The 18,926-nt window shown below is 73.5% G+C and carries 18 protein-coding genes; 10 read left to right on the top strand and 8 right to left on the bottom strand.

Annotated features, from left to right (window positions below; genetic code table 11):
- Positions 1-14 precede the first annotated feature (14 nt).
- Entirely contained in the window at positions 15-698 is a 684-nt protein-coding gene (locus IE242_RS31965) for a glycerophosphodiester phosphodiesterase (RefSeq protein ID WP_189865589.1), read from the top strand.
- 48 nt (positions 699-746) lie between these two features.
- On the opposite strand, the gene IE242_RS31960 is transcribed toward IE242_RS31965, so the two are convergent.
- Positions 747-1,286 carry a GNAT family N-acetyltransferase gene (locus IE242_RS31960; RefSeq protein ID WP_189865587.1) on the bottom strand — a complete coding sequence of 180 codons (540 nt, stop codon included), beginning with the start codon at positions 1,284-1,286 and terminating at the stop codon, positions 747-749.
- A 72-nt stretch (positions 1,287-1,358) separates the two neighbouring features.
- Here IE242_RS31960 and IE242_RS31955 point away from each other — a divergent pair, with 72 nt between their 5' ends.
- Positions 1,359-1,751, top strand: a complete 393-nt coding sequence (locus tag IE242_RS31955) for a VOC family protein (RefSeq protein ID WP_189865585.1) — start codon at positions 1,359-1,361, stop codon at positions 1,749-1,751.
- 78 nt (positions 1,752-1,829) lie between these two features.
- Here IE242_RS31955 and IE242_RS31950 read toward each other — a convergent pair whose 3' ends face one another.
- A complete protein-coding gene (locus IE242_RS31950; RefSeq protein ID WP_189865583.1) occupies positions 1,830-2,501 on the bottom strand; it encodes a MarR family winged helix-turn-helix transcriptional regulator in 672 nt (223 codons plus the stop codon).
- Positions 2,498-4,135, bottom strand: coding sequence for an FUSC family protein (locus IE242_RS31945; protein WP_189865581.1), 1,638 nt, complete (start codon positions 4,133-4,135; stop codon positions 2,498-2,500). Before IE242_RS31945 ends, IE242_RS31950 begins: the two co-directional genes overlap by 4 nt.
- Positions 4,136-4,324: 189 nt before the next feature.
- Between IE242_RS31945 and IE242_RS31940 the strand changes: the two genes are divergently transcribed.
- From IE242_RS31940 to IE242_RS31920, 5 genes are all read left to right on the top strand, one after another.
- Positions 4,325-4,909, top strand: a complete 585-nt coding sequence (locus IE242_RS31940) for a DUF5134 domain-containing protein (protein ID WP_189865579.1) — start codon at positions 4,325-4,327, stop codon at positions 4,907-4,909.
- 149 nt (positions 4,910-5,058) lie between these two features.
- Positions 5,059-5,994, top strand: coding sequence for a M56 family metallopeptidase (locus tag IE242_RS31935; RefSeq protein WP_189865577.1), 936 nt, complete (start codon positions 5,059-5,061; stop codon positions 5,992-5,994).
- 196 nt (positions 5,995-6,190) lie between these two features.
- Positions 6,191-6,874: a phosphatase PAP2 family protein gene (locus IE242_RS31930; RefSeq protein WP_189865575.1), complete on the top strand. Its 684-nt coding sequence runs from the start codon at positions 6,191-6,193 to the stop codon at positions 6,872-6,874.
- Positions 6,875-6,906: 32 nt separating this feature from the next.
- Complete coding sequence (locus tag IE242_RS31925) at positions 6,907-7,614, top strand: HAD family hydrolase (protein ID WP_189865573.1); 708 nt, start codon at positions 6,907-6,909, stop codon at positions 7,612-7,614.
- A 133-nt stretch (positions 7,615-7,747) separates the two neighbouring features.
- Complete coding sequence (locus IE242_RS31920) at positions 7,748-8,503, top strand: TetR/AcrR family transcriptional regulator (RefSeq protein WP_189865571.1); 756 nt, start codon at positions 7,748-7,750, stop codon at positions 8,501-8,503.
- 23 nt (positions 8,504-8,526) lie between these two features.
- On the opposite strand, the gene IE242_RS31915 is transcribed toward IE242_RS31920, so the two are convergent.
- Positions 8,527-10,029 (bottom strand): LVIVD repeat-containing protein, encoded by a 1,503-nt coding sequence (locus IE242_RS31915; RefSeq protein WP_189865569.1) that lies wholly within the window; start codon positions 10,027-10,029, stop codon positions 8,527-8,529.
- 194 nt (positions 10,030-10,223) lie between these two features.
- Here IE242_RS31915 and IE242_RS31910 point away from each other — a divergent pair, with 194 nt between their 5' ends.
- Positions 10,224-10,898, top strand: coding sequence for a DUF305 domain-containing protein (locus IE242_RS31910; protein WP_229859716.1), 675 nt, complete (start codon positions 10,224-10,226; stop codon positions 10,896-10,898).
- A 63-nt stretch (positions 10,899-10,961) separates the two neighbouring features.
- Here the strand turns inward: IE242_RS31910 and IE242_RS31905 are convergent, their stop codons facing one another.
- Positions 10,962-11,504: a DUF6214 family protein gene (locus tag IE242_RS31905; protein WP_189865567.1), complete on the bottom strand. Its 543-nt coding sequence runs from the start codon at positions 11,502-11,504 to the stop codon at positions 10,962-10,964.
- A 349-nt stretch (positions 11,505-11,853) separates the two neighbouring features.
- Between IE242_RS31905 and IE242_RS31900 the strand changes: the two genes are divergently transcribed.
- Positions 11,854-13,212: an FAD-dependent oxidoreductase gene (locus tag IE242_RS31900; RefSeq protein WP_189865565.1), complete on the top strand. Its 1,359-nt coding sequence runs from the start codon at positions 11,854-11,856 to the stop codon at positions 13,210-13,212.
- A 191-nt stretch (positions 13,213-13,403) separates the two neighbouring features.
- Here the strand turns inward: IE242_RS31900 and IE242_RS31895 are convergent, their stop codons facing one another.
- On the bottom strand, positions 13,404-13,763 hold the full coding sequence (locus IE242_RS31895) for an ArsR/SmtB family transcription factor (RefSeq protein WP_189865562.1): 360 nt from the start codon (positions 13,761-13,763) through the stop codon (positions 13,404-13,406).
- Between the two features lie 150 nt (positions 13,764-13,913).
- Between IE242_RS31895 and IE242_RS31890 the strand changes: the two genes are divergently transcribed.
- Positions 13,914-14,993 (top strand): NADH:flavin oxidoreductase/NADH oxidase, encoded by a 1,080-nt coding sequence (locus IE242_RS31890; RefSeq protein WP_189865560.1) that lies wholly within the window; start codon positions 13,914-13,916, stop codon positions 14,991-14,993.
- Positions 14,994-15,053: 60 nt separating this feature from the next.
- Here IE242_RS31890 and IE242_RS31885 read toward each other — a convergent pair whose 3' ends face one another.
- Both IE242_RS31885 and IE242_RS31880 read right to left on the bottom strand, forming a co-directional pair.
- On the bottom strand, positions 15,054-17,435 hold the full coding sequence (locus IE242_RS31885) for a SpoIIE family protein phosphatase (RefSeq protein ID WP_189865558.1): 2,382 nt from the start codon (positions 17,433-17,435) through the stop codon (positions 15,054-15,056).
- A gap of 88 nt (positions 17,436-17,523) precedes the next feature.
- Positions 17,524-18,882: an SGNH/GDSL hydrolase family protein gene (locus tag IE242_RS31880; protein ID WP_373299641.1), complete on the bottom strand. Its 1,359-nt coding sequence runs from the start codon at positions 18,880-18,882 to the stop codon at positions 17,524-17,526.
- Positions 18,883-18,926: the final 44 nt, after the last annotated feature.

The raw sequence follows: 18,926 nt of genomic DNA, 5'->3' as shown, positions 1-18,926 counted from the left end.
GAAGCAGGTCCACCTTGAACTTTCTCACCATCGGTCACCGCGGAGTGATGGGCGTCGAACCCGAGAACACCCTCCGCTCCTTCGTCGCCGCGCAGGCCGCGGGCCTCGACGTCATCGAACTCGACCTGCACCTCAGCAAGGACGGCGCGCTCGTCGTCATGCACGACGCCGACGTGGACCGCACGACGGACGGCAGCGGGCCGATCGCCGAGAAGACACTCGCCGAGCTGCGCGCCCTCGACGCGGGCCGCGGTGAGCGCATCCCGGTCTTCGAGGAGGTCGTGGACGCGGTGAGCGCCCCGCTGCAGGCGGAGATCAAGAACGCGGCGGCGGCCCGGGCGCTCGCCGAGGTCATGCACCGGCGCGATCTCGTCGCCCGGGTGGAGGTGCTGTCCTTCCACGACGAGGCGCTGGCGGAGATCTCCCGGCTCGTTCCGGGGGTGCGCACCGCGCTGGTGGCCAGCCGCTACGGCACCGACGTCGTGGAGCGTGCCACGGCGGTCGGCGCGGGCACGCTGGTGCTGAACATCCGGCGGCTGACGCTGGAGGTCGTCGAGCGGGCGCGCAAGGCCGACCTGAGGATCATCGGCTGGGTGGTGAACACCCAGGACCAGCTGCGGCTGGTGCGCGCCCTGGAGCTCGACGGCGCGACGACCGACTATCCGGAGATCAAGCGCACCGGCCGCTTCACCGCGTGACGGCCGGCCGCACGGCCGCCCGCACTGCGGTCCCGCGGCCGGGACGGGTCAGACCAGCTCCTTGACCAGCAGCTCGAACCGCAGGTCGGCCCGCTGCGGAATGCCGAACCGCTCGTCGCCGTACGGGAACGGGCTCGTCCGTCCCGTACGGCGGTAGCCGCGCCGCTCGTACCAGGCGATGAGGTCCTCGCGTACGGAGATCACGGTCATGTGCATCTCCTTGGCGCCCCAGGTCTCGCGCGCGGTCCGCTCGGCCCGAGCCAGGACGGCCCTGCCGAGTCCGGCGCCCTGGAGCGCGGGGCTGACCGCGAACATGCCGAAGTAGGCGTGGTCGCCGCGGTGCTCCAGCTGGCAGCAGGCGACGACGGTGCCCTCGCGCTCGACGGTGAGCAGCCGGCTGTCCGGCGCCTTGATGACCTCCAGCACGCCCTCGGGGTCGGTGCGCTGCCCCTCGAGGATGTCCGCCTCGGTGGTCCACCCGGCCCGGCTGGACTCACCGCGGTAGGCCGACTGGATGAGCGCGACCAAGGCGTCCACGTCGGCGTCGGTGGCGTCGCGGAACGTCAATCCGGTGGCGGCGGTGTCCATGGGGCTGCTCCTGATCTGGCGCGCGGCTCGGGCACCGCCGAGCCTAATCCCCGGCCCACTAGGCTCCGCCCCATGGTCCACGTACTGAGCAGTCGCACGCTTCTGCGTCCCACCGACCCCGAGCGTTCCCGGGCGTTCTACGGCGAGCAGCTGGGGCTGTCCGTCTACCGGGAGTTCGGCACGGGCCCCGAGCGCGGCACGGTCTACTTCCTGGGCGGCGGCTTCCTGGAGGTCGCGGGCCGCGCGGACACCCCGCCCTCCCCCGCGCTCAAGCTCTGGCTCCAGGTGCCGGACGTCGCGGCGGCGCACGAGGAGCTGTCGGCCGCCGGGGTGGAGGTGCGCCGGCCTCCGGTCAAGGAGCCGTGGGGGCTGATCGAGATGTGGATCGCCGACCCGGACGGCACGGAGATCGTGCTCGTGGAGGTGCCGGCCGACCATCCGCTGCGGTACCGGCCGGGGATCTAGGTCACGCCCTTCCCCGGAGCGGCCCCGGAACGGTCCCGGGCACAGTCCCTCCGGGGCAGCCCCGTCCGGAACGATTCTTCACAGGCGCGAGGAGCCCAGCCTGCCCTCCAGCTGGATCAGCAGCTCGCCCAGCAGCGTGGCGAGCGCGCGCTGTCCGTCGCCGTCCAGCCCGGACAGGACGGCCGACTCGTACCCGAGCTGCTCCGGGATGATGGTGTCGACGAGGTCGCGTCCGGCGTCCGTCAGCCGGACGTGGGCCACGCGCCGGTCGCGGTCGTCGCCGCGCCGCTCGACCAGACCGCGCTCGGTCAGCTGCTTGAGGCGCTTGGTGACGGCGGCCCCCGAGGAGAACGTCTCGCGGGCGATCTCGCTCGGGGTCAGCTCGTGTCCGGTACGGCGCAGGGTGCCGAGGACGTCGAACTCGGGGCGGGTGAGCCCGGCGCGCCGCAGCGGGGCGTCCTCGGCCTGCTGGAGCAGGGCGGCGCAGCGGTTCACCCGGCCGATGATCTCCATGGGGCCGGTGTCCAGCTCCGGGTGGACGGCACGCCACTGGCGCACCACCTTGGCCACCGTGTCGCCGCCGGTCACCGGTGCGGGCGGACCGGCGGGGGCGCCGTCCGGCCCGCCCGCACCGGTGACCGTCCGCCCGCCGTCCGCGCCGTCGGGCCCGCCCGCTCCGGCGACCGTCCCGGCGGCCGCCCCTCCGACCGCGCCGTCCGCCGCGCCCGCTCCCCCGCTGCCCGCCGTCATGCCCCTGTGCCCTCCGCAGTGTGCTGTGTCCGCTGTCGTACCGTCGCCGCGAGCGTACGATGCCCGGCCTGCTCGGCGCTCATCACCCGCTCCTCGGGCAGGGCGCGCTGCCACCACTCGCCGGCCGCGGCGTCGGCGGTGGCCCGCAGGTCGACCAGTGCGGCGGCGAGCTCGCGGCGGGCCGCCAGCAGCCGGGCAGGGCCGGCGGCGGGGTCGGCGAGCGTCCGTGCCGCGTGTTCCCGGGCGCGCTCCACGGCGGCGACGGCCTCCTCGAGGCGGCTGCCCGAGCGCCGGTTGGTGACGGCGAGCGCCGCGACGAAGCCGACGATCGCGCCGACCAGGGTGTCCAGGATCCGGTCGGTGATCAGTTCACCGGCGCTCTGGAGGTGCGCGAACTCCGTGATGAGCAGCGCCATCGGGGTCACACAGACCGAGCCGAGCCAGTAGTTGCGGCTGATCAGGGCCTCGGCGCCGAAGTTGAAGGCCAGGCAGCACAGGACGATGGCGAGCGGGGAGAGGTGGGCGAGCGGGGCGACGGCGGCGAAGACCAGGACGCCGGCGAGGTTGCCGACGACGCGCTGCACGGTCCGGTTCCAGGTCAGGGTCATGTTGACCTGGTAGAGCGAGGCGGCGGTGACCAGCGCCCAGTAGGGGCGGCCGACGCCGATCGCGAGGGAGGCGTATCCGGCGAGGGCGCAGCCGAGGGCCGTGCGCGCGGCGACGGGGGCGAGCGGGCCGAGTCCGCGCCACCACCGCGGGGCGGGCGTCGCCCGCTCGATCTCCGCGCCCACCACGTCGTCGGCCGCCTCGCCCAGGTCGCCCGCGCGCGGGACCGCGTGCGAGCCGCGCAGGTCGCGGGCCTGGGCCCGCAGCCCCTCCGGGTCGGCGTCGGCGGGTGCGGCGAGGGCGACCTCGGCGCGCACCACGAGCCGTTCCAGGGCGCGCCGGGTGGCCGGGCGGGCGCCGCTGGCGAGCAGGACCTGCCAGGCGGTGTGGACGGCCGCCGCGGCACGGGCGCGGGCCGCCGGGTCTCCGCTCTCCGCGTGGGCGGCCGCCGCGTACAGGGCGTCCGCGGTCGCCCGGCGCTCCGGTCCGTGGGGGCGCAGCAGGGCGGGGGCCATGCCCACGATCCAGGCCCAGGCACCCGCGGCGGCGGCGAGCGCGAGATGTCCCGGCACCTGGCCGAGGGTCTGCGGCACGAACAGGGCGGCCGAGGCGACGAAGGCGAAGATCACGTTGCCGGGCGGCCCGATGCGGGTCGCGTCGCACAGTGCCTTCTGCGCGGCGGCGAGCAGGGCGCCGACGGTGACGAGCACGACCCCGTTCGAGGTGAGCGAGGCCGTGACGAGCGCTGTGCCGAGGCCGGCCAGCATCCCCAGGATCACCAGCGCGAGGACGCGCGCGCGAGCGGCGTAGGGGCGGTTGTGGGCGTAGAGCGCGCAGAGAGACCCGGCCATCGTGTACATCGCGAGGTCGAGGCGGCCGAGCGCGACGAGGGTCAGGTTCGGCGGGGCGACCGCGGCGACGACGCTGAGGGCGGGCTTGAACCAGATGGCGGAGGGGCGGCCGAGGCGCAGCACCCCGGACAGCCGGAGGCGGCGCACGGGCGAGGTTCCGATACTGCTACTGCTCATTCCGTCAATATTAGCAGGTGTTTTACAAGTAAATGATTCCCTGAGCTCCCGTACGGCCTCTCCGCGCCCGCGTGCTCTTCGCTCTGCCGGGGCATCCCCTGACCGAGTTGTCCGGACCGGCTCGCCCGAAACAGCCGGGACCGTCCGGGCCGGCGAGTCCCGGGAGACCGCCGAGTGGGGAGGTGCGCGATGCACGGAGCGGCTTCGTCCGGGTGGCCGCTGGTCGCGCTGTGCGCGGCGACCGGGGCCTACTGCCTGCTGCGGATGCGCAGCTCCGTCGAGGAGCAGCGCCGGGCCGCGGGCGGGGAGGCGCTGATGGGCTTCGCCATGGCCGCGATGGCCGTGCCCGCCGCCGTCCTGGCGCCCCCGCGCTGGGCCTGGCTGGTGTGCGCGGCCGCGTTCGGGGCGGCCGCGCTGCGCGCTCTGTGGGCGGCCCGGACGTGCTCGGGCCATCTGCATCACTCGGTGGGCGCGCTGGCCATGGTCTACATGGCCGCGGTGATGGCCGCCGCTCCCGCCGCCCCCGCCCACGCCGGGCACGGCGGCTCCGGCGAGCCCCTGGTGACCGGCGCGCTGCTGCTCTATTTCGCGGGATACGTCCTGTGGTCCGGCGCCCGGCTGGTCCCCATGGCGGCCCGGGCCGGGGACACCGGCGGCGCACGGGCGGCGGCGAGCGGCACCGGGACGGTCGGCTGGGGCGACCGGCCGGAGGTCGCGCGCGCGTGCCGGCTGTCGATGGGCATCGCGATGCTCGCCATGCTGTTGGCGCTGTGAGCGGAGCCGGAGCCACGGTGCGCCGGCGGCCCCGGACCGGGCACGCCCTCGGGTCGGCGCCCTGTCGGCGCTGTACGAAACCGTGGTCTGCGTCACTTTGCCGTCCGGCCCCATGTCGCCGCGGCCCACGGCCCTCATAGGCTTCCCTCATGATGGTCCCCGCGGCACTGATGCTGCTCGGCGCCCTGGCCGCCGTCGTCGCTCCGCGGCTGCTCGCCCGGGCCGACTGGCCGGACCGCGAGCCCGTGGTCGCCCTGTGGGTGTGGCAGTGCGTGGTGGTGGCCGTGCTGCTGTGCTGCGCGCTGTCGATGACGCTGAGCGCGGCCGCCGCCTGGGCCGCCGTCCGCGGCCAGGTGTTCGCGCCCGCGCCGCACGGGGTCGTGGAGGCGTACGCGCTGAGCACGGGCCGCCCGTGGGCCGCGACGACCGCCGTGGTCCTGGCGAGCGGCGGCGTGTGGACCGGGGCGATGCTGGTCCGGGAGGTGGTCCGCGCGCGGCGGCGCCGTCGTCTGCGGCGGGCCGAACTCCTCGTACGCGCCCCGCTGCTGCCCGGGGAGGAGCCGGGTGCCGACCCTCTGGTCGTGCTGGAGGGCGAGCGCCCGGACGCCTGGTGGCTGCCCGGCGCGCAGCCGCAGCTCGTCGTCACCACGGCCGCGTTGCGGCGTCTGAAGGGCCGGCAGCTGGACGCCCTGCTCGCGCATGAGCAGGGTCACGCGCGGGCCCGGCACGACTGGCTGCTGCACTGCTCGGCGGCGCTCGCGGACGGCTTCCCGCAGGTGCCCGTGTTCGCCGCGTTCCGTGACGAGATGCACCGTCTGGTGGAGCTCGCCGCCGACGACATGGCCTCCCGCCGCTTCGGCCGCCTCACCACCGCCCTCGCGCTGGTCGAACTCAACGAGGACCGTGGGGTGTTCGGCCCCTGCCCGACGCCGCAGGCCCATGTCCCGCAGCGCGTCCACCGCCTGCTGACCCCGCCGGACCGGCTCCCGGCGGTCCGGCGGCTGCGGCTGACGGCGGCCGCGGCCCTCGTTCCGGTGATCCCGGTGCTGGTGACGTTCGTACCGGGGCTGCGGGCGCTCGGGTAGGCCGGCCGCACCGCGCGGGAGAACGGAGCACGCCGACGGCCGTACGTTCACGTCGTTCACGGCAGGGGCATCCGTTCGCAACGGGCCATTCATCTACAACTGACGGGCGTCCCTTCGAGTTCCGGCGCACGGCGTGACGTCATTCTCACGCTGAGGAGTTGACCCCGGCCCCCGCGGGTCGGACAGGATCACCTCCATGCGCCCCCCACACCTCGACTCACCACCCCGTCCCGCGGGCCCGCGCGCGGCCGTGCGCGCCGCCGTCGCCCTCGCGGTGCCCACCGTCCTGCTTCTGCTGCTGGTGGCCGCCTCCTGGCAGCCGCTGATGTCGCTGGACGGGGACATCGCCCGCACCACGCACCGCTGGGCGGTCGGCGAACCCGGCGTCACGCAGACCTTCCGCATCCTCACGGACTGGGTGTGGGACCCCGTCACGATGCGCGTCCTCGCCGCGGTCGCCGTCGTGTGGGTGCTGTGGAGACACGCGGAACGGTGGCTCGCCGCCTGGCTGGTGGTCGCGGTCGCGCTGGGCACGCTGGTGCAGCAGGGCCTGAAGGCCGCGATCGGCCGGGAGCGCCCCGAGTGGCCCGACCCGGTCGACTCCGCGCACTACGCGGCCTTCCCGTCGGGGCACGCCATGACCGCCACGGTGGTGTGCGGCCTGCTGCTGTGGCTGCTGCGTCTGTACGGCGCCGGGCGCGCCCTGTGGCTGACGGCCCTCACCGTGGCGGTGGTCTCCGTGCTGGGTGTCGGCCTGACCCGCGTCTGGCTCGGTGTGCACTGGCCGTCGGACGTCCTGGGCGGCTGGCTGCTGGGCTCCCTCGTGGTGGTGCTGACGGTGGTCTCGTACGGGAAGTGGCGGGACGCGCGGGGCACTTGACGGGTGCGACGCGTCCGCCGAAGGATCATCTCGTGGCGAACGGAAGCGTGCTCTTCGACTTCTCCGGAACGCTCTTCCGGATCGAATCCACCGGGACCTGTCTGCGGACGGTGCTGGGCGAGCGCGGTCTCGTCCTGCCGGAGCGGGAGCTGCTGCGTACGGCCGAAGCCCTGGAGACGGCGGGGGCGCTGCCCGGCGGGGCCGCTCCCGCACTGGTCCCGGAGGATCTCCAGGAGGTGTGGCGGACCCGTGACGTGAGCGCGGAACTGCACCGGAGCGCGTACACCGCCCTCTCGCGCCGGGTGGAGCTGCCCTCCCCGGACCTCCACGACGCCCTGTACGACCGTCACATGGCCCCGGCCGCCTGGGAGCCCTACCCGGACGCGGCGGAGGTTCTCGCCACCCTGCACGGGCGCGGGGTGGCCGTCGGGGTGGTCAGCAACATCGGCTGGGATCTGCGGCCCGTTTTCCGCCATCACGGCCTCGACGCGTATGTCGACGCGTACGTGCTCTCGTACGAGCACGGTGTCCAGAAGCCCGATCCGCGGCTGTTCGCCACCGCCTGCGAGGCCCTGGGCGCCGATCCGCGGGACACCCTGATGGTGGGGGACGACCGCCGGGCGGACGGGGGCGCGGCCGCGCTGGGCTGCGCGGTGCACTTCGTGGACCATCTGCCGGCCGCGCGACGGCCGGACGGGCTGCGGCCGGTTCTGGATCTGGCAGACCGACAGCGCGGGTGAGGCAGCCCGTCCGCCCCGGACCATCCCCCGCGTGGCCCGGGGCGAAGGGCAACCCGGGAGTCCCCTCGCAGGGTGTTCTCCCGGTCGCGCTGAGTATAGTTGGCTGGCAGCCAGTCAACGCAGGAGTTACAGGATGTCCCCGCGCAGCGCCTCGGTCAATGAAGAATTGCGGCGGCGCTCCCGGGAACGGCTGCTTCAGGCTGCGGTGGAACTGGTCGGCGAGCGCGGGTACGAGGCGACGACGCTCGGGGACATCGCGGACCGGGCCGGGTCGGCTCGGGGGCTGGTGTCGTACTACTTCCCGGGCAAGCGGCAGTTGGTGCAGTCGGCCGTGCACCGGCTGATGCACCGGACGCTGGAGGAGGCCCTGGAGCGCGAACCGCGCACCGAGGACGGCCGGGAACGGATGGCCCGGGCGATCGACGCGATCCTCGGGCTCGCCCGGGACCGGCCCGTGCTGATGCGCCAGCACATGGCGGGGCTGCTCGACCCGGACGGCTTCGTGCAGTGCCCCGAGCAGCAACGGCTCGCCGAACTGCTGCGGGACACGGTCGCGCGGCACGGCTCCGCGGAGACCACCGCCGACTACGCGCTGCTGCGCTCCCTGCTGATGGGCTCGGTGTACGCGATGGTGCTGCCGAACGTGCCGCTGCCCGTCACCGTGCTGCGGACCGAGCTGTTCCGGCGCTACGGGCTCGACTGGGACGCGGGCGCCCCGCCGGGTCCCGAGGGACCCGGCGGGGCGTGCGACAGGGATCTGTCACGGTTCTTCTCGACGGAGCTGTGCCGGCCGGAAGGAACGGACCGGACGGGCCGGACGGGCCGGACGGGCCGGACGGGCCGGACGGGCCGGACGGGTCAGTCCGACCGGACCGGTCAGCCGAAATAGTCCGGTCAGTCGAAGTAATCCGGTCAGTCGAAGTAGTCCGGCTGCGTCTGGACGTTCAGCTCGTCCAGGCGGATGCGGCTGCCCGGGTCCGTGCGCCGGTCGCTGATCTTCAGGACGTCCAGGCCCTTCGCGATGTCGTTCGAGTAGATGTAGCCGTTGTAGTAGTACGCCGACCAGGAGCCGCCGAGCGTGAGGGCGCCGGTGGACAGCGGGCCGCGCTCGAAGTACGCGATCTCCTTGGGCTTGTCCGAGTCGGTGAACTCCCAGACCGAGACACCGCCCTGGTACCAGGCCTGGACCATGATGTCCTTGCCCTTGACCGGGATCAGCGAGCCGTTGTGGGCGACGCAGTTCTCGGTGTCGGCCTGGTGGCGGGGGATCTTGTAGTAGCTGCGGAACACCAGCTTCTGCTTGTCGCCCTTGCCGACGATGTCGTAGATGCCGTTGGCGCCGCGGTCGGGGCCGATGGCCGCGTTGCAGGTGGCCGCGGAGCCGCCGCCCAGCTCGTCGGTGAAGACGACCTTGTTCGCCTTCTGGTTGAAGGTCGCCGAGTGCCAGAACGCGAAGTTCACGTTGTCCTGGACCCGGTCGATGACCTTCGGGCGCTCCGGGTCCTTGATGGAGAACAGGATGCCGTCACCCATGCAGGCGCCCGCCGCGAGGTCCTTGGAGGGCAGCACGGTGATGTCGTGGCAGCCGGTCGTCTTGGACACGCCCGGGTTGGTCGGCGCGCCCGGGTTGCCGCCGCCGTCGACGCCCTCACCGGGGAAGAGGACCGGGAAGCCCACCACGGCCGCCTTCTCGGGGGCCTTGCGCGGCACCTTGATGACCGAGATGCCGTCGTGCGGCGGCTGGCAGTCGGGGAAGGACGCGCTCGGCGAGTACGAGGAGACGTAGATGTAGACGTTCTTGCGCTCGGGCACGATCGAGTGCGTGTGCGAGCCGCAGGCGGTCTCGACGGCGGCGACGTACTTCGGGTTGCGCTTGTCGCTGATGTCGAAGACCTTCATGCCCTCCCACGAGGACTTCTCGGTCGCGGGCTGCGTGGTGCTGTTGCAGGAGTCGTCGCTGCGCGAGGAGTCGGTGGAGAGGAACAGCAGGTCGCCGGAGACCGAGATGTCGTTCTGCGAACCCGGGCAGAGGACCTGGGAGACCGTCTTGGGCGCCTTCGGGTTGCTGATGTCGAAGATACGGAAGCCGTCGTAGTTGCCGGCGAAGGCGTACTTGCCCTGGAAGGCCAGGTCGGAGTTGGTGCCGGCCAGCGCGTCCTTGGGGATGTTGGTGAGGTGCGTGATGTTCGAGGAGTGGACGACCTCGTCCTGTGCGGGTATCTCCCCGGCCTCGATCGCCGCCCTCGCCTCGGCGACGTCGCTCTTCGAGACGCTCTTCTCCTGGACGGGAGCGTCCCCGGGGTCGGGGGTCGCCACCGCCGGGGCCGCCGTGAGCAGCGCGGCCAGGAGCCCGGCCGCCGTGGCGGCAACGCCCAGGCGTCTCCGCCGTGTTCGCGGGTTGTTCAACAGGGTCACTGCGTCCTCCCTTGTCGCCGTTCACAGTTGAACGGTTCACGGACCCCCGCAGTATCGTCCTTTGCATGCACAGATCAACAGACGGAAACGTACTCGTAATGAATTGTTTTGATCACTCACGCAGGGAACCGTGCTAGACCGGTCACCGACACTCACGAGGTGTCCGTCAGTTCTGTGCCCATCTGGAGGTCACTGTGCTCGTTCGCCGTACACCCCGGGCGCCGCTGATCGCGGTGTCGCTGGCGGCCGCCGTGCTCGTGCTCGCGGGCTGCGATTCCGGATCCGACTCCGGCGGGGGCACGGACTCGGCCAGCGCGACCGGCCCCTCGGTGATCGCGCCCGGCGAGCCCGGCGAGGCGGCCGAGACCCTCTCCGCCGCCGACGCGGAGCAGCGGCGCGCCGAGGACGACTCTCCCAACTCCGCGGACTTCTCCTACGCGCGGATGATGATCGAGCACCATGCCCAGGCACTGGAGATGACGAAACTCGTTCCTCAGCGCGCGGATTCGGACAAAGTGCAGCGGCTCGCCGAGCGGATCTCCGCCGCACAGGGGCCGGAGATCGCCGCCATGGACGGGTGGCTGAAATCCAACGGTGAGGAGAGGGCGGACGGTTCGGGAGCCGACGGCCATCAGCACGAGGCGATGCCCGGCATGGCGACCGAGGCCCAGCTGAAGAAGCTGCGCGCGGCCAGGGGCAAGGCGTTCGACGAACTCTTCCTGAAGCTGATGATCACGCATCACGACGGGGCGATCACCATGGCCACGGAGGTGAAGGCGGAGGGCAACAACCTCCAGATCGAGGAGATGGCCGACGACGTCATCGCCCAGCAGACGTCCGAGATCGGCCGGATGCGCGACATGCTGTGAGGATGCCCGAGGCCGGGGTGGAACAAGGGCAGGGACAGCGGCGGGGCGGGGACCGGGACTCGTCTAGCGCCGTACGTGGCGGGGCGGCAGCAGGCCGGCATCGCGTGCCCCGGCGATCAGCCTGAGCGCTCTGCGTCGGCTGTGGCCCGTCGCGCACATCACGGCGAGCACCGGATCGGTGCCCCGCTCCTGCGCCGCACGGTACTCCTCGGCGACCAGCCGGCGACCCTCGGTGCCGCGCGGCCAGGCGGGCCGGATGTGCCGCGACGCCTTCTGCCGGGACTCGCCGGACGGCCCGAGCGCTCCGGACGATCCGGACGGTTCCGGGTGTCCGGACGCCCCCGGGGGTCCGCACGGACCAGAGGCCCCGGACCGTCCGGACCGCGCGCCGACACACGCCTCGAACAGCGGACCCTCCAGCCAGTCCGCGAGCACGGCCAGGTCGTCGAGGTCCAGGGGCGGCTCGGAGCGCACCTCCTCGATGGAGACATGATCCCCGGCCGCCACGGCGAGCGCGTCGACGCGGGCGCCGTCGGTGAAGGCCAGCCGGGCGCGGAACCACACCGTGACACCCGCCCGGTCCCGCAGCTGCCACGCGGGCCACACGGAGACATCACTATCCGGCCAATTTCGATCAGAAAGATTAAGAAAGGATGCTTCCGTCACATACGGAACGTAAGTGAATGATCACACCTGGGCGGAAGAGGCACGCACGCCGGGACCGTCCACCGCACCCCGTCAGCGCAGCGGCCCGCGCCGTACCCGCCGCACGGCCTGCCACGACCCCGCCCGGCCCCGTGCCGTACGGCGTTCCGCCCCCCGCGCGTCATCGCGTTCCGTTTCCCGCGCCGTACGGCCTACCGGCATCGCGCCCTCTCCCCCGTCGCCCGGCGCGGTGCGATGCTGAAGGCATCAGCGATCTCCTCGGGTAAGGCCTCGGGTAAGGAGCTCCGCAGTGCTGCGTGTCGCCGTCGTCGGCTCGGGACCGAGCGGGGTGTACTCGGCCCAGAGTCTCGTCCAGCAGGATGCCGGGGTGCGCGTCGACGTCCTCGACCGGCTGCCGTGCCCGTACGGCCTGGTGCGCTACGGCGTCGCGCCCGACCACGAGAAGATCAAGTCCCTGCAGAACACCCTGCGGACCGTGCTGGAACACGACCGGGTGCGCTTCCTGGGCGGCGTCCAGATCGGCCCGGCGGGGCTGCCCGTCACCCGGCTGGGCGAGCTCTACCACGCGGTGGTCTACTGCGTGGGCGCCGCCACGGACCGCCGGCTCGGCATCCCCGGCGAGGAGCTGCGCGGCAGCTGGTCGGCGACCGAGTTCGTGTCCTGGTACAGCGCCCACCCGGACGCCGTCACGGACGGCTTCCTGCCCGGGGTGCGCACGGCCGTCGTCATCGGCGTCGGCAACGTCGCGGTGGACGTGACCCGGATGCTGGCGCGCGGCGTCACCGAGCTGAGCCCCACCGACATGCCGCAGGCGGCGCTCAGCGCGCTCGCCGCCAGCGAGGTCACCGAGGTCCACATGGTGGGGCGGCGCGGTCCGTCACAGGCCCGTTTCACCACCAAGGAGCTGCGGGAGCTGGGCACCCTCCCGGACACGAAGGTCACCGTGGACCGGGCGGAGCTGGAGCTCGACCCCGGGTACGCCGACCCCTCGGCCCTGCCCGGCCCCCAGCGCCGCAACGTCGAGGTGCTGCGCGGCTGGGCGGCGGACGCGGCTCCCGGCGACACCGTCCGGCACCGGCTGCGGCTGCGCTTCCACCTGCGGCCCGTCGCACTCCTGCCCGACGCCGCCGACGGCGACCGCGTGGGCGCGGTGCGCTTCGAGCGGACGGAGCCGGACGGCCGGGGCGGGCTGACCGGCACCGGGCGGTACGAGGAGATCGAGGCCCAGCTGGTGCTGCGGTCGGTGGGCTATCGCGGGGTGCCGCTGGAGGGGCTGCCGTTCGACGCCGAGCACGGCACGGTGCCGCATCTCGCCGGGCGGGTGCTGCGCGAGGGCGTGGTCGCGCCGGGCGAGTACGTGGCCGGGTGGATCAAACGGGGCCCGACCGGAGTGATCGGCACCAACCGGCCGTGCGCCAAGGAGACGGTGACCTCGCTGCTGGAGGACGCGCCCGCCCTCGTACGGCGCGAGCTGCCGGGCGATCCGCTCGCGGTGCTGCGGGCGGAGGGCCATGTGCCCGTGGAGTGGTCCGGCTGGCAGGCGATCGAGCAGGCCGAGGCGGAGCTCGGGGCATCGCTCGGGCGGAGCGTGGTCAAGCTGTCCGACTGGGGGTCCCTGCTGGCGGCGGCGCGGGGCGGCACGGTCTGACGGGAGCGCACGCGGGCGTGTGCGCGGGCGCGGCTCCGGTACGACGCGTCGGCGCCGGCCGCGGACGGGCCGGCGGGAGCGCACGGCGTCCTCGTACGGGCGTACGAGAACGGACGTCACCCCGCACGGCGGCGCCAAGGGTGCGCGGCCGTCGGCCGGGCAGCCGGGCGCCCGGTACCGCGTGAGCCCGGTCAGCCGCCCAGCCGGTCGGCCTGCCGGGCGGCCGCGTCGAGGACGGCGTCGAGCAGTCCGGGGAACAGGGCGTCCAGGTCGTCCGCGCGCAGACCGTTCATCTTGGCCGTGCCCCGGTAGACCTGCCGGATCACCCCGCTCTCCCGCAGTACCCGGAAGTGGTGCGTCGTCGTGGACTTGGTGACCGGCAGGTCGAACTGCGAGCAGGAGAGCTCGTCACCGCCGGCGGCGAGCTCCCGCACGATGCGGAGCCGCATCGGGTCGGACAGGGCCTGCAGCACGCCCTCCAGACGGATCTCCTCACGCGGAGGATGCGGCAGTTCACGGCCGCCGGCACCGGCGGGGGCGGGGATCGTCACGGCGGCTCCACTTCGGCTCAGCGGCTCGGCGGTATCGAGGGCTCAGGGGTTGCCTCATTGTACGAGAGTCATCGTAGTTTGACACACGCCGTACTACGATGCTTATCGTACGAGTCGTCGTAGCCCCCCTCGCCACGAATGGAGTTCTCCGTGAGCGCGCTGTTCGAGCCCTACACCCTGCGTGAGCTGACCATCCCGAACCGGGTGTGGATGCCCCCGATGTGCCAGTACTCGGCCGCTCCGGAGGGTCCTCTGACGGGCGCCCCGAACGACTGGCACTTCGCCCACTACGCGGCGCGCGCCACCGGCGGCACCGGCCTGATCATCGTCGAGGCCACCGCCGTCAGCCCCGAGGGCCGGATCTCGCCCTACGACCTCGGCATCTGGAACGACACCCAGGTCGAGGCGTTCCGCCGGATCACGGACTTCCTGAAGACACAGAACACCGTCCCCGGCATCCAGCTGGCGCACGCCGGCCGCAAGGCCTCCACCGAGCGCACCTGGAAGGGCGGCGAGCCGGTCGGCCCCGAGGCGTACGGCTGGCAGCCGCTCGCGCCGAGCGCCGTGCCGTTCCAGGAGGGCCACCCGGTGCCCGCCGAGCTCACCGTCGAGCAGATCCGCGAGACCGTCGCCCTGTTCGCGGACGCGGCCCGCCGCGCCCTGGCCGCCGGCTTCGAGGTCGCCGAGATCCATGGCGCCCACGGCTACCTGATCAACGAGTTCCTCTCCCCGCACTCCAACCAGCGGGACGACGAGTACGGCGGCTCGTACGAGAACCGCGTCCGCTTCGCCCTCGAGGTCGTGGACGCCGTGCGTGCGGTGTGGCCCGAGGACAAGCCGCTGTTCTTCCGCATCTCCGCCACCGACTGGCTGGAGGAGGGCGGCTGGACGACCGACGACACGGTGCGCTTCGCCGCCGAGCTGCAGGAGCACGGCGTGGACCTGCTCGATGTGTCGACCGGCGGCAACGCCTCCGGTGTGCGCATCGTCACCGGCCCCGGCTACCAGGTCCCCTTCGCCGCACGGGTGAAGGCCGAGACCACGCTGCCCGTCGCCGCCGTGGGCCTCATCACGGACGTCGAGCAGGCCGAGAAGATCCTCGCCAACGGGGAGGCTGACGCGGTGCTGCTGGGCCGCGAGCTGCTGCGCAACCCGTCGTGGGCGCGGCACGCGGCCCGCGAGCTGGGTGCCGAGCCGTTCGTTCCTGACCAGTACCACCGGTCCGTCTGACGCCCGAGGGGGCGGCCCCCGGGAGGGCCCTGGTGGCGGCCCTCCCGAGGGCCGCCCCGCTCAGCCCTCCGGCGGCAGCGACTGCTCCGCCCAGATGGTCTTGCCGTTGCGGTTCGGGCGGGTGCCCCAGCGGTCGGTGAGCTGGGCGACCAGGAGGAGGCCCCGGCCGCCCTCGTCGTAGGTGCGGGCCCGGCGCAGATGCGGCGTGGTGCTGCTGGCGTCGGACACCTCGCAGATCAGCGAGTTGTCGCGGATGAGCCGCAGCTGGATGGGGGCACCGCCGTAGCGGATGGCGTTGGTGACCAGCTCGCTCACCACGAGCTCGGTGACGAAGGAGACCTCCTCCAGCCCCCAGCGGGCGAGCTGTTCGATGGTGTGCTGGCGGGCGGTGGCGACCATCGCCGGGTCGGCGGGCATGTCCCAGACGGCCACCCGTTCCTCGTGGAGGGCCTCGGTGCGGGCGACCAGCAGTGCCACGTCGTCGCTGGGCCGGTCCGGCAGGCAGGAGCGCAGCACGGTGTCGCACAGGGCGTCGAGGCTCTCGGCCGGGGCGGCGAGGGCGGCGCACAGGGCCCGCAGGCCCGAGTCCACGTCGAGCTCACGGCCCTCGATCAGCCCGTCGGTGTAGAGGACCAGCAGGGAGCCCTCCGGCAGCTGGATCTCGGTGGCCTCGAACGGCAGCCCGCCCACGCCGAGCATCGGGCCGGCGGACATCTCGACAGTCCGCACACTGCCGTCGGGCAGCCGGACCACGGGCGGGGGATGTCCGGCGGAGGCGATCGTGCAGCGCCGGGCCACCGGATCGTAGACGGCGTACAGACAGGTCGCCGCGATCTCCGCGGCGCTGCCGCTCTCGTCGGTCGCGAGATGTCCGACCAGGTCGTCCAGGTGGGTGAGCAGCTCGTCCGGCGGCAGATCGACATCGGCCAGCGTCCACACGGCCGTACGGAGCCGGCCCATGGTCACCGAGGCGTGGATGCCGTGGCCCACGACATCGCCGACGACCAGCGCCACCCGGGTTCCGGACAGCGGGATCACATCGAACCAGTCGCCGCCCACCCCCGCCTGCGACAGCGCGGGCAGATACCGGGAGGCGAACTCGACGGCCACCTGACCCGAGATGTCCTGCGGCAGCAGACTGCGCTGCAGGGCCAGCGCGGTGGTCCGCTCCCGGGTGTAGCGGCGGGCGTTGTCCACACACACGGCGGCCCGGCTGGTCAGCTCGTGGGCGAGGGAGACGTCGTCGGGCCCGAAGGGGACGGTCCGTCCGGGCGTCAGGGCCCGGGCGAACAACGCCACGCCCAGCGTCGTGCCCCGTGCCACCAGGGGTACGGCCATCAGGGAGAGTTCGTGGCCCAGCCACGCGCGCAGCCCGGGGTGGTGCAGCGCCCGCCGCGCGAGCCACTCGTCGACGTCGGGGGTCCCGGTCCGGGCGAGCACGACCCCGCCGGAGGCCAGCGCGCGCATCGGCGGCGAGGTGGGCGGGTGGCTCTCCGCCGCGCCCACGCCGGTCCCGGACTCCGCTCCGGGCGCGCCCAGCGACGACCGGTGCGCGACCCGGCAGAGCTTCGCGTCACCGCCCACGGCACCCATGGGGGGTTCCTCACCCTGGAGCACCGAGTCGAGGAGGTCGACGGTCGCGCAGTCCGCGAGCCGGGGCACCACCAGCGTGGCCAGCTCCTCGGCGGTGTGGGACACGTCCAGCCGGGTGCCGAGCGCGTCGGCGGACTCGTTCAGGATGGCCAGCCGCTGCCGGGCCAGATACTGCTCGCTGCTGTCCAGCGCGGCGAGCGCCGTGCCGATCAGTTCGCCCGAGGAGTCGCGCACCGGCCACATCTCGATGATCCAGGCGTGCGCGCTCCGTCCGGACGGCGCGGTGGTCCGGCTCTCGTAGCGGACCGGCCGCCCGCTCTCCACCACCATGCGCAGATGCCGCAGGAAGCCGGCGTCGTCCACGGTGTCCGGGTAGTACCGGTGCCTGACCTCCGCCTCCGACCGTTCCATGACCCGGCACGCCGCGTCGTTCAGGCGCAGATACCGCTGTTCGGTGTCGAAGACGTACATCGGCATGGATGCCTGCTGGAAGGCCGCCCCCATGAGGACGCCCTCCGGCTCCGCCGGATTCTTCGCGGCCGTGGTGACGACGTAGCCCGGCTGCTCCCCCCGTACGGGGCACGCCCGCAGCGTGATGTCCATCCGCCGTCCGTCGCGGTGGCGGAGGGGCACCGTCGCCTCCCCGCCCGCGCAGAGGGTCCGCCAGGCCCCGGCCGGGTCCCCGTCCACCAGCTCGGCCGCCGGCCGGCCGGTGACCTCGGCGGCCGTGTGACCGGTCAGCAGGCGGGCTCCCTCGCTCCAGCCCGTCAGGGTGCCGTCTGCGTCGACCACGGCCAGGGCGTCGCCGGCCGGGTCCGTCCGCTCGGGGCCACGCGGAGCCGTCACCATATGTCCAAGAATGACCCCGGGGAGCAGGGGCAACAAGCCGGGGCCGGCCGCGCGCCACCGGTCCGGCCCCGCTCGCCCCCCGTCGGCGTCAGCCGGTGGCGAGGTCCTGCGGGCGGGCCGGAGTGCGGAAGAGCCGGGTGGGGACGGCGGCGGCGAGGATCCGGTAGCCCTCGGGATTGAGGTGGAGCCAGTCCCCGTCGTGGAGTCCGGCGCGCAGCCGGCGCGGATCGTCCGGGTCGCGGACCGCGCGGTCCAGGTCGATCACGGCGTCGAACCGGCCGCTGGTGCGGATCCACTCGTTGACGGCCCGGCGCGAGGACTCGCGCAGCCCGTCCGGGTCGTCGTACATGGTGTTGCCGCCGAAGGGCAGCAGCGTCGCGCCGTACACCCGGATGCCCTGCGCGTGCGCGCGGACGACGATCTGCTCGTACGCGGCGATCAGGTCCTCGGTGACGCGGCGCTGGGCCGTGCCGGTGGCCTCGGCGGTGCCGATGTCGTTGATCCCCTCGAAGACGATCAGCCAGGCGACACCGCTGCGGGCGAGGACGTCGCGGTCGAGGCGGGCGAGGACATTGGGGCCGAGGCCGTCGGCGAGGACGCGGTTGCCGCCCGCGGCCTGGTTGAGGACGGCGACGTCGGCGGTGGCGGGGTGCTCCCGCAGCCGGTCGAAGAACTGGTCGGGCCAGCGGTTGTTGCCGTTGGTCGTGGAGCCCCGGCCGTCGGTCAGGGAGTCGCCGACGACGGCGACCGCGGCCGTGGAGGCACCGGAGACGACCTCGACGTCGCTGAGCAGGTACCAGTGGTCCGTGGCCGTGGCCCCGGGCAGGTCCGCGTCGGCCGTACCGTCGCCGTGCCGGAGGTACGAGGTGGTGCGGGAACCCGGGTGCGAGGTGAGCGCGAGGGACTGCTGCCCCTCGGCGAGATAGGCGGTCACCGTGAGGGTGGAGCCCGGCCGGAGGCGGAAGTCCACGGGGTCCGAGACGACCTGCGCGCCGGCCGGCACGGTGGTGGACGCGCGCCCGCCGAACGTCACCTCGCGCAGGGTGCCGGGCTCGATCGCGCTCACTCCGGCCCGCCCGTCGCGGGGCAGGGCGACGGTCACCGCCGTCAGGGGCAGCGCGGTGGTGCCGAAGGCGTTGGAGAAGCGCAGCCGCATGCGCTCGCCGCCGGTGGTGACGCGCAGGGTCTGCCGGAGGGTCGTGTCGACGAGCACGGCGTCGTCCCCGGTGAAGGGCGCGGGCGGCATGTTGCCGGGCTCGGTGAGCTGCGGCATCGCGGTCCAGGTGTTCACCCAGTGCGGCTGTGCCCGGCCCGGCCCCCGGTCGGTGACGGCGGTCTCGCCGCCGCCGGCCGTGGCGCCGACCGCGGACGGGACGGCGAGGAGGGCCAGGGCCAGAACCCATACGGCGATCAGGTTGCCGAGCGGCGTTCTGCTCGGCTGCTGCACGGGCTCGGGCGAGGGGCCTGTCGACGACGGCTTCACGGGCGGCG

The sequence above is a fragment of the Streptomyces poonensis genome, assembly GCF_014650915.1.
Lineage (GTDB): Bacteria > Actinomycetota > Actinomycetes > Streptomycetales > Streptomycetaceae > Streptomyces > Streptomyces poonensis.
This window is presented reverse-complemented; position numbering and strand designations above follow the sequence as displayed.

Bases quoted from the DNA above. Each gene is read 5' to 3' on its own strand.
- IE242_RS31960 (WP_189865587.1), bottom strand. From the start codon at position 1,286: ATGGACACCGCCGCCACCGGATTGACGTTCCGCGACGCCACCGACGCC.
- IE242_RS31955 (WP_189865585.1), top strand. From the start codon at position 1,359: ATGGTCCACGTACTGAGCAGTCGCACGCTTCTGCGTCCCACCGACCCC.
- IE242_RS31950 (WP_189865583.1), bottom strand. From the start codon at position 2,501: ATGACGGCGGGCAGCGGGGGAGCGGGCGCGGCGGACGGCGCGGTCGGA.
- IE242_RS31945 (WP_189865581.1), bottom strand. From the start codon at position 4,135: ATGAGCAGTAGCAGTATCGGAACCTCGCCCGTGCGCCGCCTCCGGCTG.
- IE242_RS31940 (WP_189865579.1), top strand. From the start codon at position 4,325: ATGCACGGAGCGGCTTCGTCCGGGTGGCCGCTGGTCGCGCTGTGCGCG.
- IE242_RS31935 (WP_189865577.1), top strand. From the start codon at position 5,059: ATGATGGTCCCCGCGGCACTGATGCTGCTCGGCGCCCTGGCCGCCGTC.
- IE242_RS31930 (WP_189865575.1), top strand. From the start codon at position 6,191: ATGCGCCCCCCACACCTCGACTCACCACCCCGTCCCGCGGGCCCGCGC.
- IE242_RS31920 (WP_189865571.1), top strand. From the start codon at position 7,748: ATGTCCCCGCGCAGCGCCTCGGTCAATGAAGAATTGCGGCGGCGCTCC.
- IE242_RS31885 (WP_189865558.1), bottom strand. From the start codon at position 17,435: ATGGTGACGGCTCCGCGTGGCCCCGAGCGGACGGACCCGGCCGGCGAC.